The sequence below is a fragment of the Allobosea spartocytisi genome (assembly GCF_014764685.1).
GTDB classification, from domain to species: domain Bacteria; phylum Pseudomonadota; class Alphaproteobacteria; order Rhizobiales; family Beijerinckiaceae; genus Allobosea; species Allobosea spartocytisi.
The window spans coordinates 143102-157746 of sequence record NZ_JACXWY010000001.1 but is presented as its reverse complement, the minus strand read 5'-3'; the positions used below and the strand labels follow the sequence as shown (position 1 = coordinate 157746).

Annotated in this window: 18 protein-coding genes; 9 read left to right on the top strand and 9 right to left on the bottom strand. The window is 67.2% G+C overall.

The window, feature by feature from the left end:
* Positions 1 to 93: 93 nt before the first annotated feature.
* From IED13_RS00710 to IED13_RS00700, 3 genes are all read left to right on the top strand, one after another.
* Positions 94 to 585 (top strand): hypothetical protein, encoded by a 492-nt coding sequence (locus IED13_RS00710; protein ID WP_038361833.1) that lies wholly within the window; start codon positions 94 to 96, stop codon positions 583 to 585.
* 185 nt (positions 586 to 770) lie between these two features.
* Positions 771 to 1472, top strand: coding sequence for a phosphatidylserine decarboxylase (locus IED13_RS00705; protein ID WP_191123029.1), 702 nt, complete (start codon positions 771 to 773; stop codon positions 1470 to 1472).
* Between the two features lie 186 nt (positions 1473 to 1658).
* The gene (locus tag IED13_RS00700) at positions 1659 to 2495 is read left to right on the top strand and encodes a CDP-alcohol phosphatidyltransferase family protein (protein ID WP_038361838.1); all 837 of its coding nucleotides are present in this window, start codon (positions 1659 to 1661) and stop codon (positions 2493 to 2495) included.
* A gap of 27 nt (positions 2496 to 2522) precedes the next feature.
* On the opposite strand, the gene IED13_RS00695 is transcribed toward IED13_RS00700, so the two are convergent.
* Positions 2523 to 2906 carry a hypothetical protein gene (locus IED13_RS00695; RefSeq protein WP_133561682.1) on the bottom strand — a complete coding sequence of 128 codons (384 nt, stop codon included), beginning with the start codon at positions 2904 to 2906 and terminating at the stop codon, positions 2523 to 2525.
* Positions 2907 to 3226: 320 nt separating this feature from the next.
* Here IED13_RS00695 and IED13_RS00690 point away from each other — a divergent pair, with 320 nt between their 5' ends.
* The 3 genes from IED13_RS00690 (at position 3227) to yacG (ending at position 4987) form a co-directional block, all read left to right on the top strand.
* Entirely contained in the window at positions 3227 to 3835 is a 609-nt protein-coding gene (locus tag IED13_RS00690; protein ID WP_112764098.1) for a Maf-like protein, read from the top strand.
* Positions 3836 to 3969: 134 nt separating this feature from the next.
* Positions 3970 to 4791, top strand: a complete 822-nt coding sequence (locus IED13_RS00685; RefSeq protein WP_191123028.1) for an SDR family NAD(P)-dependent oxidoreductase — start codon at positions 3970 to 3972, stop codon at positions 4789 to 4791.
* Entirely contained in the window at positions 4784 to 4987 is a 204-nt protein-coding gene (yacG, locus tag IED13_RS00680; protein ID WP_112764099.1) for a DNA gyrase inhibitor YacG, read from the top strand. The genes IED13_RS00685 and yacG overlap by 8 nt, the downstream gene beginning before the upstream one ends.
* A 42-nt stretch (positions 4988 to 5029) precedes the next feature.
* On the opposite strand, the gene IED13_RS00675 is transcribed toward yacG, so the two are convergent.
* Positions 5030 to 5218, bottom strand: a complete 189-nt coding sequence (locus tag IED13_RS00675; RefSeq protein ID WP_038362563.1) for a hypothetical protein — start codon at positions 5216 to 5218, stop codon at positions 5030 to 5032.
* 251 nt (positions 5219 to 5469) lie between these two features.
* Here IED13_RS00675 and IED13_RS00670 point away from each other — a divergent pair, with 251 nt between their 5' ends.
* On the top strand, positions 5470 to 5736 hold the full coding sequence (locus IED13_RS00670; protein WP_038361865.1) for a hypothetical protein: 267 nt from the start codon (positions 5470 to 5472) through the stop codon (positions 5734 to 5736).
* Between the two features lie 8 nt (positions 5737 to 5744).
* Complete coding sequence (locus IED13_RS00665; protein ID WP_112764100.1) at positions 5745 to 6032, top strand: hypothetical protein; 288 nt, start codon at positions 5745 to 5747, stop codon at positions 6030 to 6032.
* A 54-nt stretch (positions 6033 to 6086) separates the two neighbouring features.
* Here the strand turns inward: IED13_RS00665 and IED13_RS00660 are convergent, their stop codons facing one another.
* From IED13_RS00660 to IED13_RS00630, 7 genes are all read right to left on the bottom strand, one after another.
* On the bottom strand, positions 6087 to 7256 hold the full coding sequence (locus IED13_RS00660) for an NAD(P)/FAD-dependent oxidoreductase (protein WP_208112856.1): 1170 nt from the start codon (positions 7254 to 7256) through the stop codon (positions 6087 to 6089).
* A gap of 5 nt (positions 7257 to 7261) precedes the next feature.
* Positions 7262 to 8872 (bottom strand): FAD-dependent oxidoreductase, encoded by a 1611-nt coding sequence (locus IED13_RS00655; protein WP_191123027.1) that lies wholly within the window; start codon positions 8870 to 8872, stop codon positions 7262 to 7264.
* Between the two features lie 81 nt (positions 8873 to 8953).
* Complete coding sequence (locus IED13_RS00650) at positions 8954 to 9706, bottom strand: amino acid ABC transporter ATP-binding protein (protein WP_038361875.1); 753 nt, start codon at positions 9704 to 9706, stop codon at positions 8954 to 8956.
* A 2-nt stretch (positions 9707 to 9708) separates the two neighbouring features.
* Positions 9709 to 10560 (bottom strand): amino acid ABC transporter permease, encoded by an 852-nt coding sequence (locus IED13_RS00645; protein WP_191123026.1) that lies wholly within the window; start codon positions 10558 to 10560, stop codon positions 9709 to 9711.
* Positions 10557 to 11297, bottom strand: a complete 741-nt coding sequence (locus IED13_RS00640) for an amino acid ABC transporter permease (RefSeq protein ID WP_191123025.1) — start codon at positions 11295 to 11297, stop codon at positions 10557 to 10559. The genes IED13_RS00645 and IED13_RS00640 overlap by 4 nt, the downstream gene beginning before the upstream one ends.
* Before the next feature lie 116 nt (positions 11298 to 11413).
* Complete coding sequence (locus IED13_RS00635; protein WP_113253231.1) at positions 11414 to 12235, bottom strand: transporter substrate-binding domain-containing protein; 822 nt, start codon at positions 12233 to 12235, stop codon at positions 11414 to 11416.
* Between the two features lie 88 nt (positions 12236 to 12323).
* Positions 12324 to 13325 (bottom strand): GlxA family transcriptional regulator, encoded by a 1002-nt coding sequence (locus tag IED13_RS00630; protein WP_191123024.1) that lies wholly within the window; start codon positions 13323 to 13325, stop codon positions 12324 to 12326.
* Positions 13326 to 13380: 55 nt separating this feature from the next.
* Between IED13_RS00630 and IED13_RS00625 the strand changes: the two genes are divergently transcribed.
* A complete protein-coding gene (locus IED13_RS00625) occupies positions 13381 to 14631 on the top strand; it encodes a sarcosine oxidase subunit beta family protein (RefSeq protein WP_133561666.1) in 1251 nt (416 codons plus the stop codon).
* Positions 14632 to 14645: the final 14 nt, after the last annotated feature.

Below are 14645 nucleotides of genomic sequence, written 5' to 3'. Positions count from 1 at the left end.
CGGCCCCGATGACATCGGCGCGGAGTGGCGTCGCGGGCCGGTTTCGGTCATGATGCGCCTCGGGAAGCAGCATCGAGCGGCTTGGGGGCTGTCATGTTCGATCCGACGACACTGGTTGGCTTTCATACCTGGTTGAGCCTGATCGCCATCGTCGCCGGCTTCCCGGTGACGGCGGGGTTGTTGAAGGGCCACACCAAACCCGGCTGGACCGGAATCTTCCTCTCGACCGCCTTTGCCACGAGCGCGACGGGCTTCGCCTTTCCGGTCAGCGGCATCCTCCCGTCGCATATCGTCGGCGCGATCTCGCTGGTGCTGATCGTCGTGGCGGGCGTCGCGCTTTACGCGAAGATGCTCGAAGGAGCGTGGCGGCGGATCTATGCGATCACGGCCGTGCTCGCCTTCTATCTTCTGATGTTCGTCCTGGTCGCTCAGCTCTTCCTCAAGCTGCCGGCGCTGCATGCGCTCGCTCCGACCGGCTCCGAGCCGCCCTTCGCCATCGCGCAGGGCATCCTGCTCGTCGTCTTCGCCTGGCTGACCTGGCAGGCGGCGCGGCGCTTCAATCAGGTCTGGCACCCCGCGCATTGAGGCCGGGCCGCCCGGCATTTCGTCTTTCCGGGGATGAAGGGGGCCGCGCCGGAGCGCCGCGGCCTTCCGCTCTTTCCCTCGCGGCGGGAAGGCCCTAAATCAGCGCAGCGCCCGCGCTGGCTTCCCAGCGCTGCGGCAAGCCCATTCCCGCGTGCCTCGCGCCGCCAAGAACAGCGGAACTCTCCATGTCCCTCGTCGATTCCGTCCGCAAGGTGATCGTACCCATCCACAAGGAGGGCTATGTCTTCATCGCGATCGGGCTGGTGGCGACCATCATCCTCGCCAATCTCTGGTCGCCCTTCGGCTGGATCGGCGCGATCGTCACCGTCTGGATCTGCTATTTCTTCCGCGATCCCGTCCGCATCACGCCGCAGCGCGAAGGGCTGGTGATCTCGCCGGCCGACGGCCGCGTCAGCCAGATCGCCACGGCCCTGCCGCCGCCGGAACTCGACCTGCCGGCCGAGCCGATGACCCGCGTCTCGATCTTCATGAACGTCTTCGACTGCCATGTGAATCGCAGCCCCGTGCCCGGCCGCCTCCTGAAGATGGCCTATACGCCCGGCCTCTTCCTGAATGCCGAGCTCGACAAGGCGAGCGATGACAACGAGCGCAACGCGCTGGCGATCGAGACGCAGGCCGGCACCATCGCCGTCGTCCAGATCGCCGGATTGATCGCGCGGCGGATCGTGCCCTTCGTCAAGGAAGGCGACGTGCTGGCGACCGGCGAGCGCTTCGGCCTCATCCGCTTCGGCTCGCGCGTCGACGTCTATCTGCCTGCCCATGTCGTGCCGCTGGTCGGCGAGGGGCAGACGGCGATCGCCGGCGAGACCGTGCTGGCCGATCTTGCCGGCAACGAGGCCATCCTGCGGACGTTCCGCGGAATCTGACCGGCGGTGAACCGCGTCATTCTCGGGCGCCCGTAGGGTGACCCGAGAATCTCCAGGCGGTAAGGGATCAGGAGACTCCAGAGCCCCGTCGGTTCGAGATGCTCGGGTCAGGCCCGAGCATGACGCCGTTGATGCCGTTATCTCCCCGCCTAGCTTCCGCCTGCAAAACCGCGTATTTCGGCTCGCATGAGCGACCTCTTTCCTCCCTTCGAGCCCGAGCGCCTCGAGCCGAAGCGCGCGCGTTTCAAATCGATCCCGTTCCGGCTGATCGCGCCGAACCTCGTCACGCTGCTGGCGCTTTGCCTCGGCCTGACGGCGATGCGCCTCGTGGTCGAGGGCAAACTCGAGACCGCGACGATCTGCATCCTGATCGCGGCGGCGCTCGACGGCATCGACGGCCGTCTCGCGCGCATGCTCAAGGGCACCTCCCGCTTCGGCGCCGAGCTCGATTCGCTCTCGGATTTCGTGAATTTTGGCGTCGCCACCGGCTATGTGCTGTGGATCTTCGTCCTGCACGACCTGAAATCCTTCGGCTGGATCATCGTGCTGACGCTGGCCTGCGCCATGGCGCTCAGGCTCGCGCGCTTCAACGTGATGATCGACGATCCCAACCGGCCCGACTGGCAGAAGAACTTCTTCGTCGGCATGCCGGCCCCGGCCGGCGCCATCACCGCCATGCTGCCGGTCTATTTGCAGGCGATCGGCGTGCCGGTGCAGGAATACGGGGCGCCCTTCGTCGGGCTCTACATCCTCTTCATCGCCTTCCTGACGATCTCGCGCATCCCCTGCTATGCGGGCAAGACGCTGGGCGCGCGCATCCCGCGCGACATGGTGCTGCCGATCTTCGTCGCGGTCGTGGTGGTCGCGGGGCTGCTCTTCGCCTACACCTTCGAGGTGCTGACGCTGGTGGTGGTCGCCTATCTCGCGCTGATCCCGCTCAGCGTCGCCCGTTACCGCAAGCTCGAGCGCGAGCATGCCGCGTCAGCGACCCTGCCGGAGGAGACGCCGGAAAGCGCCGCCTGACGGATAGTATCTGCTAGGCTGATAGCTCTAACGACGCCGACCGGTCAGCCGGGCCGCGTTGGCGCGGGTGCGGCGGGCGAAAGGCTCCAGCGTGCTGTTCGCCACCTTGGCGGCGGCCTCGCTCAGATCGATCTGCGCCAGCGGGTTCAGCGCCAGGCCCCACCAGAACATCGTGGCGGCGCAGCTCGCGGCGAAGCTGCTTTCCACCACCGCCGACACTTTCTCGACCACGGCCTTCGTCGCCTCGCGCTGGCCCGACGAATCGCCGAGAGCGCCCTTCATCAGGATCGGCATCCGCATGGCGATGGTGAGCCCGGCTTCGGCCTGCATCGCCAGGACGCGCGTGGCGAGCGCCTGCGCCTCCACCCCCGCCGGGGCGGCGGGGCGCAATGGCTTGCGCGATGTTGGCATGAGGCGAACTCCGGAGAATAGGGCCGAGAGGCGGTGGAGCATCGATGAAGGGCGCGTAGTGTGGCGCGGCCGGAGGCGCTTGGCAATGGCTGGTATACCAGCTGTCCAGCCCGTTATCTGTGCAGATCGCGGATGGCGCGCAAACGACGACCCACCCGCCGGCGCATCGCCGCAAGGGTTTCGGATTTATTAGCGCGCCGAAATACTCTAAAGCCTGAGACATCCGACCGTTACCGTCATCCGACCGTCCTGCAAACCGGAATGTGGCCGAGCCGCCCTTGAGTTTCTTTTCCCCGCCCAAACAACCTGGCTGGCGGCCGATGCTGGTGCTGGCCTCGGCCTCGCCCCGGCGGCTCGCTTTGCTCGAACAGGCCGGCCTTAAGCCCGACGCGCTGCTGCCGGCCGATCTCGACGAGACGCCCCACAAGTCCGAGCGTCCGCGCGATCTCGCCCGCCGCCTCGCCCGCGAGAAGGCGGAAGCCGCGCGGGAGGGCGCAAAGGCGCGCGCCGATCTCGAAGGCTGCTACATCGTCGCGGCCGACACCGTCGTCGCCGTCGGCCGGCGCATCCTGCCCAAGGCCGAGATCGTCGACGAGGCCGCCGCCTGCCTGCGCCTGCTCTCGGGACGCGCCCACCGCGTCTATACCGGCGTGGCGCTGGTCACGCCCTCGGGCGCGATTCGGGACCGGATCGTCGAGACGCGGCTGCGCTTCAAGCGTCTGTCGACCGAGGATATCGAGCATTATCTCGCCTCCGGCGAATGGCGCGGCAAGGCGGGCGGCTACGCCATCCAGGGCATTGCCGGCTCCTTCGTCATCAAGCTCGTCGGCTCCTATACCGGTGTGGTCGGCCTGCCGCTTTACGAGACGGTGAACCTGTTGGGCGGCGAGGGCTTCCCGATCCGCTTCGGCTGGATGAACGCGGCCTGATCTCCGCGGCTCGCGGGGGTTGCCTCCCGTCTCCATTGCCCTGATCCTCCCGCACGCAGCGCGCCAGCCTGACAAGGCGCGCGACAACATCGCATCGGTCCGTCCCAACAGGGCGGACCCTTCGGGAGGCAGGGATGACGGGACGTCTCAGGGGCAAGGTCGCGATCGTGGCCGGGGCCGGGTCGATCGGGCCGGGCTGGGGCAACGGCAAGGCGACCGCGACGGTTTTCGCCCGCGAGGGCGCCAAGGTGATCTGCGCCGACATCAACCGCGACGCCGCCGAGGAGACCGCTGCCATCATACAGAACGAGGGCGGCCAGGCCTTCGCCGTGCAGGCCGACGTCACCAGGGCGGACCAGGTCGCCGACCTCGTCGGCCGCGCGCTCGGCCGCTATGGCCGCATCGACATCCTCGACAACAATGTCGGCATCGCCGAGGTCGGCAGCGTCGTCGACCTGCCCGAGGAGACCTGGGAGCGCGTCTTCCGCGTCAACCTCACCGGCGCCTTCCTGGCGATGAAGCACGTGATTCCGGTGATGCTGCGCCAGTTCGAGGAGACCGGCGAGGGCGGCTCGATCATCAACATCTCCTCCATCGCCTCGATCCGCCACACCGGCGTGCCCTATGCGAGCTATTCCACCACCAAGGCCGGCCTCAACCAGCTCACCCGCACCACGGCGGCGCAATATGCTCCACAGAAAATCCGGGTGAACGCCATCCTGCCCGGGCTGATGAAGACCCCGATGGTCGAGCATTCCGCCGGGCTGGCGCAGGCCTATGGCGACGGCGATATCGAGGCGATGTGGGCCGCCCGTGCAGCGCAGGTGCCGATGGGCCATATGGGCGAGGCCTGGGATGTCGCCCACGCCGCGCTCTTCCTTGCCAGCGACGAGGCGCGCTATGTCACGGGCATCGAGCTCGTCGTCGACGGAGGCATTACGCTTAAATATGGCTGAAACCGAGAAGAAGCCGCCGGCCGAACGGCCGTGCCCGATCTGCGGCAAGCCGGCAGCGGAACGCTATCGTCCTTTCTGCTCGCCGCGCTGCGCCGATATCGACCTCGGCCGCTGGCTCAAGGGCAGCTATGTGATTCCCGGCGAGCCGCTCGAGCAGAGCGACGAGGCCGCGCCCTCGCGCGACAAGGAGGAGTGAGGAATATGCCGGCGCCTGCGGACCGGCGCCGGCAGGCAGGCTCTACCCGAGAGCCTCGCGTCGCTTCAGGAGTTCGTTGAGCAGATCCTGCTGCTCGGCGATCCGGTTGGCGATGGTTTCCTCCACCGCAGCGCCGGCTGCGCCGGTGGCCTGCTCGGTCAATTCGGCAATGTTGCGCCGGGCGATGGCGATCCGGGCATCCAGATCCTGCTGCGTCGCATTCTCAGGCATGGGGGGCTCCATAGCTTCCTGCATCGGAACGATCATGTTCCGCACGATACGATCATGCACCGCCGGCAACGTGGGCGCCCGGTTTTTTCATCGAGCCGCGTGATTATTCTCCCGCAGCTTCGCGGCTCGCGTCCAGTGCCGGACGTCACCGATCCGGCTTTGAGCGACACAGGTCCTGCAATGCGCGCGGATGGTTGTTCATCGTCAAGGCTGGGGGGTTTCCTGACGATCACGATGCGCTATTTTGAGGAATGGCCGACTTTCCCGGGATCATCCGCTCGCCTCTCTCGCAGACCATCACGCATGATGGCATCACCGTGCAGGTCGAGATCTATCGCCTCGAGGGGACCGAGGGCTGGACGCTCGAACTGGTCGATGCCGAGGGCGGCTCGACGGTCTGGCAGGACAGCTTCGCCACCGATGCCGAAGCCTTCGCCGAGTTCATGGATGGGGTCCGCCAGCTGGGCCTGGCCAAGCTGATCGATCCCGACGAGGACGACATCGCGACGGTGCATTGAGGCCCGCAATGGCTCGCTATACGGACGAGCTTGCAGCGATCGTCGCCTATGAGCAGGAGTTGCGCCGCCGGATCGGTGAGCGCCTCGCGCTGGAGCGCGGCGAATCGACCCGCGACGGCCTTTCCGAGGAGCAGGTCGCCCTGGCCGAGGCCGCTATCCTGGCCTGGCAGCAACAGGGTGAGGAAGAGCAGGACCTGCATGCCTTCAGGGCGATGGGGCCCCTTCAGGAACTGCTCGTCGAGCATCGTGCCGCTCTCGACAGGATCGACGACATCCACGACCGCAGGCTCTCATGACGACCGGCGGGGATCGCTGCTCGACACTCGCTTGAGGCTCCGGCCAGCACTGTCTCACGCAGCCAGAACTTCCGCTGCCGCCGTCACCTGCCAGCCCTGCAATTCCCTCCAGTTCGGCTCCAGCGCGGCGAAGCGCGACAGCTTGAAGCTCGAAATGTCGGCGAAGCCGCATTCGCCGTCGACGACCAGATCGCGGATGGCGTGGCCGCTCGCCGGTGAGAGGCCGAACCCGACGCTCGACAATGTCGCGACCACGACATTCGCCTGCGAATCCAGCCGGTCGATGACGGGGCGGCCATCGGGCGTGTTCTCGATGACACCGGCCCAGGAACGGATGATCCGGGCATGAGCCGCCTTGGGCAGAAGCTCGGCGAGGCGCTTGCCCATATGCAGCATCAGCGGCGTGGTCGGCTTGGCCGGCGTGCCTTGCTCGGCGAGTGCGAGCCATTCATGCGGGCCGCCGCCATAGGCGAGGTTGCCGCGGAGCGTCTGGCGCCCGTAGAGGCCGCAGCCATCGACACCGCCGAGCGGCATCAACGGCAAGGGCTCGGTCACGATCATCTCGCAGCGGGCCGACTGCACCGGCACCTCCTGCCCGAGCATCGCCGAGAGCCGCCCGGTCTGCGGGCCGGCGGCGAGCACGAGGCTGTCGCAGCCGATGACGCCGCGGTCGGTCTCGACGGCGGTCACGCGCCCGCCTTCGCTGCGGAAGCCGGTGACGGTGGTGTGCTGCAGGAGACGCCCGCCATGATCCTGCATCGCCCAGGCATAGCCCTGCAGCGTGCGGTGCGGGTTGGCATGGCCGCCGAATTTGTAGTGGTAGCCGCCGACGATGGTGTCGCCCGCCAGCGGCACCATCTCCTTGGCCTGCCTGACGTCGAGCACCTCGGATTGGAAGCCCTGCCGCTCGGCATTGCGCAAGGCGCGGCCGTAAAGCGCCATCTGGTGTTCGCTGGAGGCGAGGCGGATGCGCTCGCCCCGGAACTCCGTGGGATAGCCGAGCATCTCGTCCAGGATCGGCCAGAGCCGCTGCTCCTCGGCAAAGAGCGGCGAGTGGTGGTGCGAGCAGCCGCCGCCATTGCGGCCGGAAGCCTCCCAGCCGATCAGGCCCTTCTCCAGCACCAGCACATCGACGCCATCGCGCGCCAGCCACCAGCCGGCGGAGAGGCCGGTGACGCCGCCGCCGACGATGACGACCGAAGCTCCCTTGATCTCGTTCATCATGGCTCTCACTCGCTCGCGACGGGGCCGGTCGCGTCATTGCCCGCGACGGTGTAGCGCTCCGGCACCTCCCAGAACGGTTGCCACTGCGCATGCATGCCGAACCAGGTGTCCCAATGCTCGGCCTGCTCGGGCGCTTCCGGGACGGATAGCGTCATGGACAACGGCATCGGGCGAGTCGGAGCCCGGTAGCCGGCAAGGGGGATCGCCGAGAGTGGTTGCGCGGCGCCCAGCGCCAGCAGGGCCGCGACCTGCTCGCGGCAGCGGCGACCCTGGCAGGGGCCCATGCCGGCGCGTGTCAGGCGCTTGACCTGGTCGGGATTGGGCGGGCCGTCGCCGAGCAGCGTCGAGAGGGAGCGGTCATTGCGGCGCTCGTCCTGCCAGTCCAGATAACGCGGCGGCCGGACCTCGAGAATCTCGCGGGCCGTCACCTCCTCGCATTGGCAGACATGAAACTCCGCGCGGGCCTCGACGACGCTCGCACGGACCCAGGCCAGGCGATAGGCGCTGATATCGTATTCCGGCGCCGGCGGTTGCGAGGCTGTTGCTGTGATCGCCTCCGCGTCGAGGGCCGCGACGGCGCAGGCGGCTTCAGCCTCGGCGATCGCGCGGTCGCGGGTCTTCGCGGCCCAGATGCCGGCGCAGTCGCCGACCGCATGGACATTCGCGATGTTGGAGCGCTGGTTCGCATCGAGGACCGGCGCATAGCCTCCACGTTCGGGCTGGAACGCGACCTTGCAGCCGGCGGCATCGAGCAGGTCGATGACCGCGGTCGTGCCGACGGCGAGCACGATGCCGTCGCAGGCGAGGCTGCGTTCCTCGGCCGAAGGCTTTCCGGCCTCGTCGAGCTTTGCGAGCAATGCCGCCTCGACACCGTCGCGGCCGGCTGCCTCGCGCACGACATGGCGGGTCAGAATCTCGGTTCCGCCCTCGCGCAGGCTGGCCAGCAGCGCCGCGTCGCCAACGATCTCGGGCGCCTGCTCGACAACAGCCGCGATGGTCGCGCCGGCCTCCCGCAAGGCGAGCGCCGTGCTCAGCGCTTCCGTGTCCGAACCGAGGACGACGAGCTTGCGCGGGCCGAGCGCGCCGTAGCGCGTGGCCAGAGCAAGCGCGGCGGTGGCGCCCATCACCCCCGGCTTCTCCCAGCCGGGGAAGCCGAGCCCCATGTCGCGCCGGCCGCAGGCGAGGATGACGTGCCGCGCCTGGACGAGAAAGCTGCGCTCCTCATCGGCCAGGCCCGCGACGAGGCCGGGCATCCAGCCGAGAGCCGGGCCATTGGCGTAGAGCCCCCAGCAAGCGGTGCCGAGGCGGACATCGATGCCGGCCTCGAAAGCCTCCGCGATCCGCGGTTCGGAGGCCACGAATGCCTCCATCATGGCGTTGCGATTGCGGGCGCTGGCCGCCATGCCCTGCCCGAAATGCAGCGGCACCTCATCGCCCATCGTCTTGAACGGCACGGGGTTCTCGTCGACCAGCAGCACGCCCAACCCGCGCGCAGCCGCCCCGATCGCGGCTTCGAGGCCGGCCGGACCGGCGCCGACAACGAGGACATCGACATTTTCGTCGATGGTCAGGGGCTTGCCGGTGACGGATTTGGGATCTGAGGCCGGGATGTTCATGGATACCCCTCTCGAATGACGCCGTTCATTCCTGGGTCGATGGCCTGTGGCGGCTGGCCAAAATGCGATATCGGCCCCGCGTTAGAGAACCTGTTCAAGGAAAGCGCGGGTGCGCGTCTCGCGCGGCGCACCGAAGAATTCGGCCGGCGGCGCGTGCTCGACGATCACGCCGCCATCGGTGAAATAGACATGGTCGGCGACCTCGCGGGCGAAGCCCATCTCATGGGTGACGAGGATGCAGGTCATGCCCTCCGCCGCGAGATCGCGGATGGTGACCAGCACCTCCTTCTTGGTCTCGGGGTCGAGCGCGGCGGTGACTTCGTCGAACAGCATGACCTTCGGGTTCATCGCCAGCGAGCGGGCGATGGCGACGCGCTGCTGCTGCCCGCCCGAGAGCTCGCCCGGATAGGCGTCGTGCTTGTGCGAGAGGCCGACCTTGGCGAGCAGGCGCCTGGCCCGCTCCTCGACCTCGGCGCGGTCCTGCTTCAGCACATGGACCGGCGCCATCATCACGTTCTGCAGCGCGCTCTTGTGCGGGAAGAGATTGTACTGCTGGAAGACGATGCCGACATCGCGGCGCAGCGCCAGCTTGTCGAGCGCGGGGTCGTTGACCTGCCGGCCGGCGACCGTGATCGAGCCCTTGCTGATCGGCACCAGCGCGTTGATGCAGCGCAGCAGCGTCGACTTGCCCGAGCCTGAGGGGCCGATGATGCAGACGGTCTCACCGCGGCGGATGGTCAGGCTGACGTCCTTCAGCACCGGGAAGGCGCCGAAGGCTTTTTCGACGCCCTCGACCACGACGACCGGCTCGCCGAGTTCATGCTTGGCAGCCATGGTCATCCCTTCACGTTGAAGCGGCGTTCGATCGCCATGGTGAGCCGGGCGATCGGATAGCAATAGGCGAAGAACATCAGCAGAAGCAGCAGGTACATCGGCAGCATCAGATCGGGCCGGCTCTCGGCGACGAGGGCGGCGCGCGTCACCGTCAGCCCGTCCTGGATGCCGACGACCGAGATCAGTGTCGTGGCCATGGTCAGGATGGCGTAGAGGTTCATCCAGGGCGGGATCATCCGCTTGAAGGCCTGCGGCAGGATGATCATCCACATCGTCTGGCGGCGGGTGAAGGCGAGCGCCTCGGCCGATTCCCATTGGCCGGAGGGAATCGAGCGGATGCCGCCGCGCACGATCTCGGAGACATTGGCCGCGACCGGCAGCGCGAGCCCGATGATCGCCTTGACCCAGGCCGGAAAGGCGATGGTGAACGGGCCGAGCCTGATCTCGAAGGGCAGCAGGAACATCGCGTAGAACAGCAGGACGAGCCAGGGCGCGTTGCGGAAGAACTGCGTCGCGGCCCAGGCCGGCTTGCGCAGAGCCGCCGAGGGCGAGACCTGCCAGATGCCGAACAGCACGCCGACCGCCGTGCCCAGCGCCATCGAGAGGAAGCTGATCAGCAGATTGAACAGGAAGCCCTGGAAGATCAGCGGCGCCCAGCGCAGCAGGATGGTGAAGGCCCCGTCACGTGTTGCTGGGCCGGTGGCCTGGGCGACAGCCAGGGAGGCGGCGAAGAGCAGCGCGATGCTGGCGACGACGCCGAAGCTCAGGATCGCCGGCGCGGCGAGCCCGCTCGATGCGATCGGCGCTGCGCGGAATGGTTTCAGGACGGGGAGGTCGGTGGCGCCGGTCTTCATGGCATGTAGCCCGGAATGCGCATGGCCTTCTCCCAGCGATGCATCACCCAGACCAGCACGGCGACCAGCAGCACATAGGTCACCAGCAGCACGTTCATCATCTCACGGACGTTGAAGACCTCGGACCAGATCTGCGACGCCGCATAGAGCAGTTCCGGCACGCCGATCGCATAGGCGAGGGTGGTCGTCTTCACGAGATTGACGAGGTTGTTGTTCAGCGCCGGCAGGCAGATGCGGAAGGCCAGCGGCAGCACGATCTGGCGCCAGAGCTGGAAGCGCGTGTAGCCGAGCGATTCCGCCGCCTCGACCATGGTTTCGGGCACCGCTTCGATCCCGGCGCGGAAGATCTCCACGTTGAACGCTCCGGCGAAGAGCGAGAAGGCGATGATGGCCCAGCCGGTGCCGCTGACGAAGGGGGACTGCCCGCCGAAACCGTCCGACACGGTGGGCAGCAGGCCGCCGACGGCGAAGTAGAAGAAGGAGAGCTGCACCAGCGGCGGCGTGTTGCGGAAGAACTGGACGTAAGCCCGCACCAGAAGCCGACCGAGCCGCGAATGGCTGCCGGCGACCCAGACACCGACAAGTCCGATCGCGAGCGAGGCCAGGATGGACACGACGCAGATATAGCTCGTGGTCCACAACCCGATCAGGAAGCGGGAGCGATCGAAAGCGTCGTAGAAGATCGAGAAATTGAGGCCATGAACATCGTTCAGGCGCTCGAAGAAGGCGGCAATCATGTCCGAAACCTCAGGCGGCCTTGGTGCGTCATGGTCGGGCTTGACCCGACCATCTCGGAAACCAGAGCCCTCTGGTCATGAGATTCTCAGGCGCAAGCCGAGAATGACGCCCGAGGTTACGCGCCGCCCTTCAGCTTCTTGTTGGTCTCGATCAGGTACGGGCTCTGCTTGATGCCCCATTTGCTCTCGAGCGCGAGCAGCTTGCCGCTCTTGTGCCACTCGACCGACATGTCTTTGAGCAGCTTGCCGAAGCCGCCGTCGAGATCGTCGAGGCGCACGCCGATCGCCCAGAGCTGCGGGTCCTCGGAGGTCAGCGGCATCTCGTAATTGGCCCATTTCGGATCGCCGCCCGACAGCGTCGAGACGATCAGCGTGTCGTCGAAGAGGAAGGCGACGCAGTTGTTGCCCTGCAGGGCGTTGAGCCCGTCCGGCACCGAGGGGAACACGACGAGGTCCGGGGAATACATCTGCGAGACCCGGCGGTTGTAATAGGCGCCCTGCACGGCGCAGACCTTGCGGCCCTTGAGGTCTTCCCACTTCTTCAGCCCGGCGCTCTTGGGCGCGAGCACATTGGTGGCGCCGGCATAATAGTTCGGCTCGATCATGCCGATCTGCTTGCGTCGCTCGGCCGTGTCGCCGAGCGTCGCCAGGATCATGTCGATGCGGCCCTGGCGCAGGAACTCGATGCGGTTGGCGGCGATGACGGGGACCATCTCGAGCTTGACGCCGAGCTTGTCCGCGACCTCCTGCGCGAGATCGATCTCGAGGCCGACGATCTTGCCCGACGGATCGAGGAAGCCCCAGGGCTTGTAGTCGTTCTTGACGCCGACGGTGAGGACGCCCTTCTCCTTGATCTTGGCGAGCGTGTCCTGCGCGAGGGCGGGCATGGCGGCGAGCGTGGCGGCTACAGCGAGCGCCAGAGCGGTCAAACGTTTCATCGGTCGCGATCCCCTGTCTTTTTTTGAAGCCCTAGACTTCCGGTGGATCGATGCGTGGAATTGACCCCATGCGACGCTTTCTTGACATTCAGCGTCGAGCGATGGGGTGCTGCGGCAGTCTCTCGGATCGCGGCGGATAGCCGAAGCGCCCGCTATAGCTGCGGGAGAAATGGCTGGCGCTGGCGAAGCCGCAGGCGAGCGCGATTTCCAGGACGGAAAGGCTGGTCTGCCGCAGCAGGTCGCGCGCGCGGTCGAGGCGCAGCCCCAGGTAGTGCTCGCCGAGAGAACGGCCGAGATGTTGCCGGAACAGGCGCTCGAGCTGGCGCAGCGAGACATTGGCGAGCCGGGCGAGGGCTTCGCGGGGCTCGGGGTTCTCGATCGTCTGCTCCATGCGGCCGATGACCCGCAGCAGCGGAGCATGCGCGATGCCGAGCCGCTCGCGCAGCTTCATGCGCTGGGGGTCTGCGCCCTCCCGGACCTGGGTTTGCAGGAACCATTCGCTGACGGCCAAAGCAAGCTCGCTGCCATGCTCGCGGGCGATCACGGCATGCATCATGTCGAGCGGGGCGGTGCCGCCGCTGCAGGTCAGCCGGTCGCGGTCGATTTCGTAAAGCGAGCGGCGCAGGTCGAGGTCGGGATATTCTTCCAGGAACGCGGCCGCGTGCTCCCAGTGGATGGTGAACCGGTAGCCGCTCAGCAGATTGGCCCGCGCCAGCAGATAGGGCCCCCCCGAAACGCCGCCGATCCGCACGCCGCGCCGGGCCTGCTGCCGGAGCCAGGAGAAGGTCGGCTGATGGTGGAAGAGAGCCGGATTTCCTCCGGCGCAGACGAAAAGATAGTCGAGCCGAAGCTCGGCACCGATATTGGCGTCCGGTGCGATGGCGACGCCGTTCGAGGCCGGGGCGGGCGTTCCGTCGATCGAGATGTGGCTCCAGCGGTAGAGCGAATGGCCGGAGAGCCGGTTGGCCGCACGCAACGGCTCGATCGCCGAGGCATAGGGCAGCAGCGCGAAATCCGGGATCAGCAGGAAGCCGACATGGGTCGGTGCGCTGTCGTCGCTAACGGGCAATCGGATGTCGCTATCGAGCATGTCGCGGAGCCTATGTCGGTCAATCTCCGGATGACAAGACCGCCCGGACCCCTCGATGCGCTATTCCGTCTTCTCGCTGCTCACCCAGGCCCTTCAGGGTCACAAGGGCTGGACCCCGGCCTGGCGCGATCCCGCGCCCAGGCCCGAATACGACGTCGTCATCATCGGCGGCGGCGGGCATGGCCTGGCGACGGCGCATTACCTCGCCAGCCGGCACGGCATCACCAATGTCGCGGTGCTGGAGAAGGGCTATCTCGGCTCCGGCAATGTCGGCCGCAACACCACGATCATCCGCTCGAATTACCTGCTGCCCGGCAACACGCCCTTCTACGAGCTCTCGATGAAGCTTTGGGAAGGGCTGGAGCAGGACCTGAACTACAACGCCATGGTCAGCCAGCGCGGTGTCCTGAACCTCTTTCATTCCGACGCGCAGCGGGATGCCTTCGCCCGGCGCGGCAATGCGATGCGGCTCGCCGGGGTCGATGCCGAACTGCTTGGCAGCGAGCAGGTAAGGGCGATGCTGCCCTATCTCGACTACGACAACGCCCGCTTCCCGATCCGGGGCGGGCTCCTGCAGCGCCGCGGCGGCTCGGCCCGGCATGACGCCGTCGCCTGGGGCTATGCGCGCGCCGCCGACAGCCGCGGCGTCGACATGATCCAGAACTGCGAGGTTACCGGCATCACCATGGCCGGCGGGCGGGCCGTCGGCGTCGAGACATCGCGGGGACCGATCCGGGCGAAGAAGATCGCCATGGCCGTCGCGGGCAATTCGTCACGGGTGGCGGCGATGGCGGGCCTGCGCCTGCCGATCGAGACCCATGTGCTCCAGGCCTTCGTCTCGGAGGGGCTGAAGCCGCTGATCGACGGCGTCGTCACCTTCGGCGCCGGGCATTTCTACATCAGCCAGTCCGACAAGGGCGGGCTGGTCTTCGGCGGGGACATCGACGGCTACAACTCCTACGCCCAGCGCGGCAATCTGCCGGTGATCGAGGACGTGATGGAATCGGCCATGGCGCTCTGGCCGGGGCTCGGCCGGGTGCGGATGCTGCGCCATTGGGGCGGCGTGATGGACATGTCGATGGACGGCTCGCCGATCATCGACCTGACGCCGATCGAGGGGCTCTATCTCAATTCCGGCTGGTGCTATGGCGGCTTCAAGGCGACGCCGGCCTCCGGCTTCTGCTTCGCGCATCTGATCGCGACGGGAGAGCCGCACCCGGTCGCGAGCGCCTATCGGCTCGATCGCTTCGCGACCGGGCGCCTGATCGACGAAAAGGGCGCCGGCGCCCAGCCCAATCTGCACTGACCGCGCGCTGCCCG

Excerpts from the sequence above, each read along its gene's own strand:
- IED13_RS00645 (WP_191123026.1), bottom strand. The coding sequence starts at position 10,560 with ATGAAGACCGGCGCCACCGACCTCCCCGTCCTGAAACCATTCCGCGCA.
- IED13_RS00635 (WP_113253231.1), bottom strand. The coding sequence starts at position 12,235 with ATGAAACGTTTGACCGCTCTGGCGCTCGCTGTAGCCGCCACGCTCGCC.
- IED13_RS00670 (WP_038361865.1), top strand. The coding sequence starts at position 5,470 with ATGGCCGACTTTCCCGGGATCATCCGCTCGCCTCTCTCGCAGACCATC.
- IED13_RS00695 (WP_133561682.1), bottom strand. The coding sequence starts at position 2,906 with ATGCCAACATCGCGCAAGCCATTGCGCCCCGCCGCCCCGGCGGGGGTG.
- IED13_RS00705 (WP_191123029.1), top strand. The coding sequence starts at position 771 with ATGTCCCTCGTCGATTCCGTCCGCAAGGTGATCGTACCCATCCACAAG.
- IED13_RS00690 (WP_112764098.1), top strand. The coding sequence starts at position 3,227 with ATGCTGGTGCTGGCCTCGGCCTCGCCCCGGCGGCTCGCTTTGCTCGAA.
- IED13_RS00700 (WP_038361838.1), top strand. The coding sequence starts at position 1,659 with ATGAGCGACCTCTTTCCTCCCTTCGAGCCCGAGCGCCTCGAGCCGAAG.
- IED13_RS00660 (WP_208112856.1), bottom strand. The coding sequence starts at position 7,256 with ATGATGAACGAGATCAAGGGAGCTTCGGTCGTCATCGTCGGCGGCGGC.
- IED13_RS00625 (WP_133561666.1), top strand. The coding sequence starts at position 13,381 with ATGCGCTATTCCGTCTTCTCGCTGCTCACCCAGGCCCTTCAGGGTCAC.
- IED13_RS00655 (WP_191123027.1), bottom strand. The coding sequence starts at position 8,872 with ATGAACATCCCGGCCTCAGATCCCAAATCCGTCACCGGCAAGCCCCTG.
- IED13_RS00685 (WP_191123028.1), top strand. The coding sequence starts at position 3,970 with ATGACGGGACGTCTCAGGGGCAAGGTCGCGATCGTGGCCGGGGCCGGG.
- IED13_RS00640 (WP_191123025.1), bottom strand. The coding sequence starts at position 11,297 with ATGATTGCCGCCTTCTTCGAGCGCCTGAACGATGTTCATGGCCTCAAT.
- IED13_RS00710 (WP_038361833.1), top strand. The coding sequence starts at position 94 with ATGTTCGATCCGACGACACTGGTTGGCTTTCATACCTGGTTGAGCCTG.
- yacG (WP_112764099.1), top strand. The coding sequence starts at position 4,784 with ATGGCTGAAACCGAGAAGAAGCCGCCGGCCGAACGGCCGTGCCCGATC.
- IED13_RS00650 (WP_038361875.1), bottom strand. The coding sequence starts at position 9,706 with ATGGCTGCCAAGCATGAACTCGGCGAGCCGGTCGTCGTGGTCGAGGGC.
- IED13_RS00675 (WP_038362563.1), bottom strand. The coding sequence starts at position 5,218 with ATGCCTGAGAATGCGACGCAGCAGGATCTGGATGCCCGGATCGCCATC.
- IED13_RS00665 (WP_112764100.1), top strand. The coding sequence starts at position 5,745 with ATGGCTCGCTATACGGACGAGCTTGCAGCGATCGTCGCCTATGAGCAG.
- IED13_RS00630 (WP_191123024.1), bottom strand. The coding sequence starts at position 13,325 with ATGCTCGATAGCGACATCCGATTGCCCGTTAGCGACGACAGCGCACCG.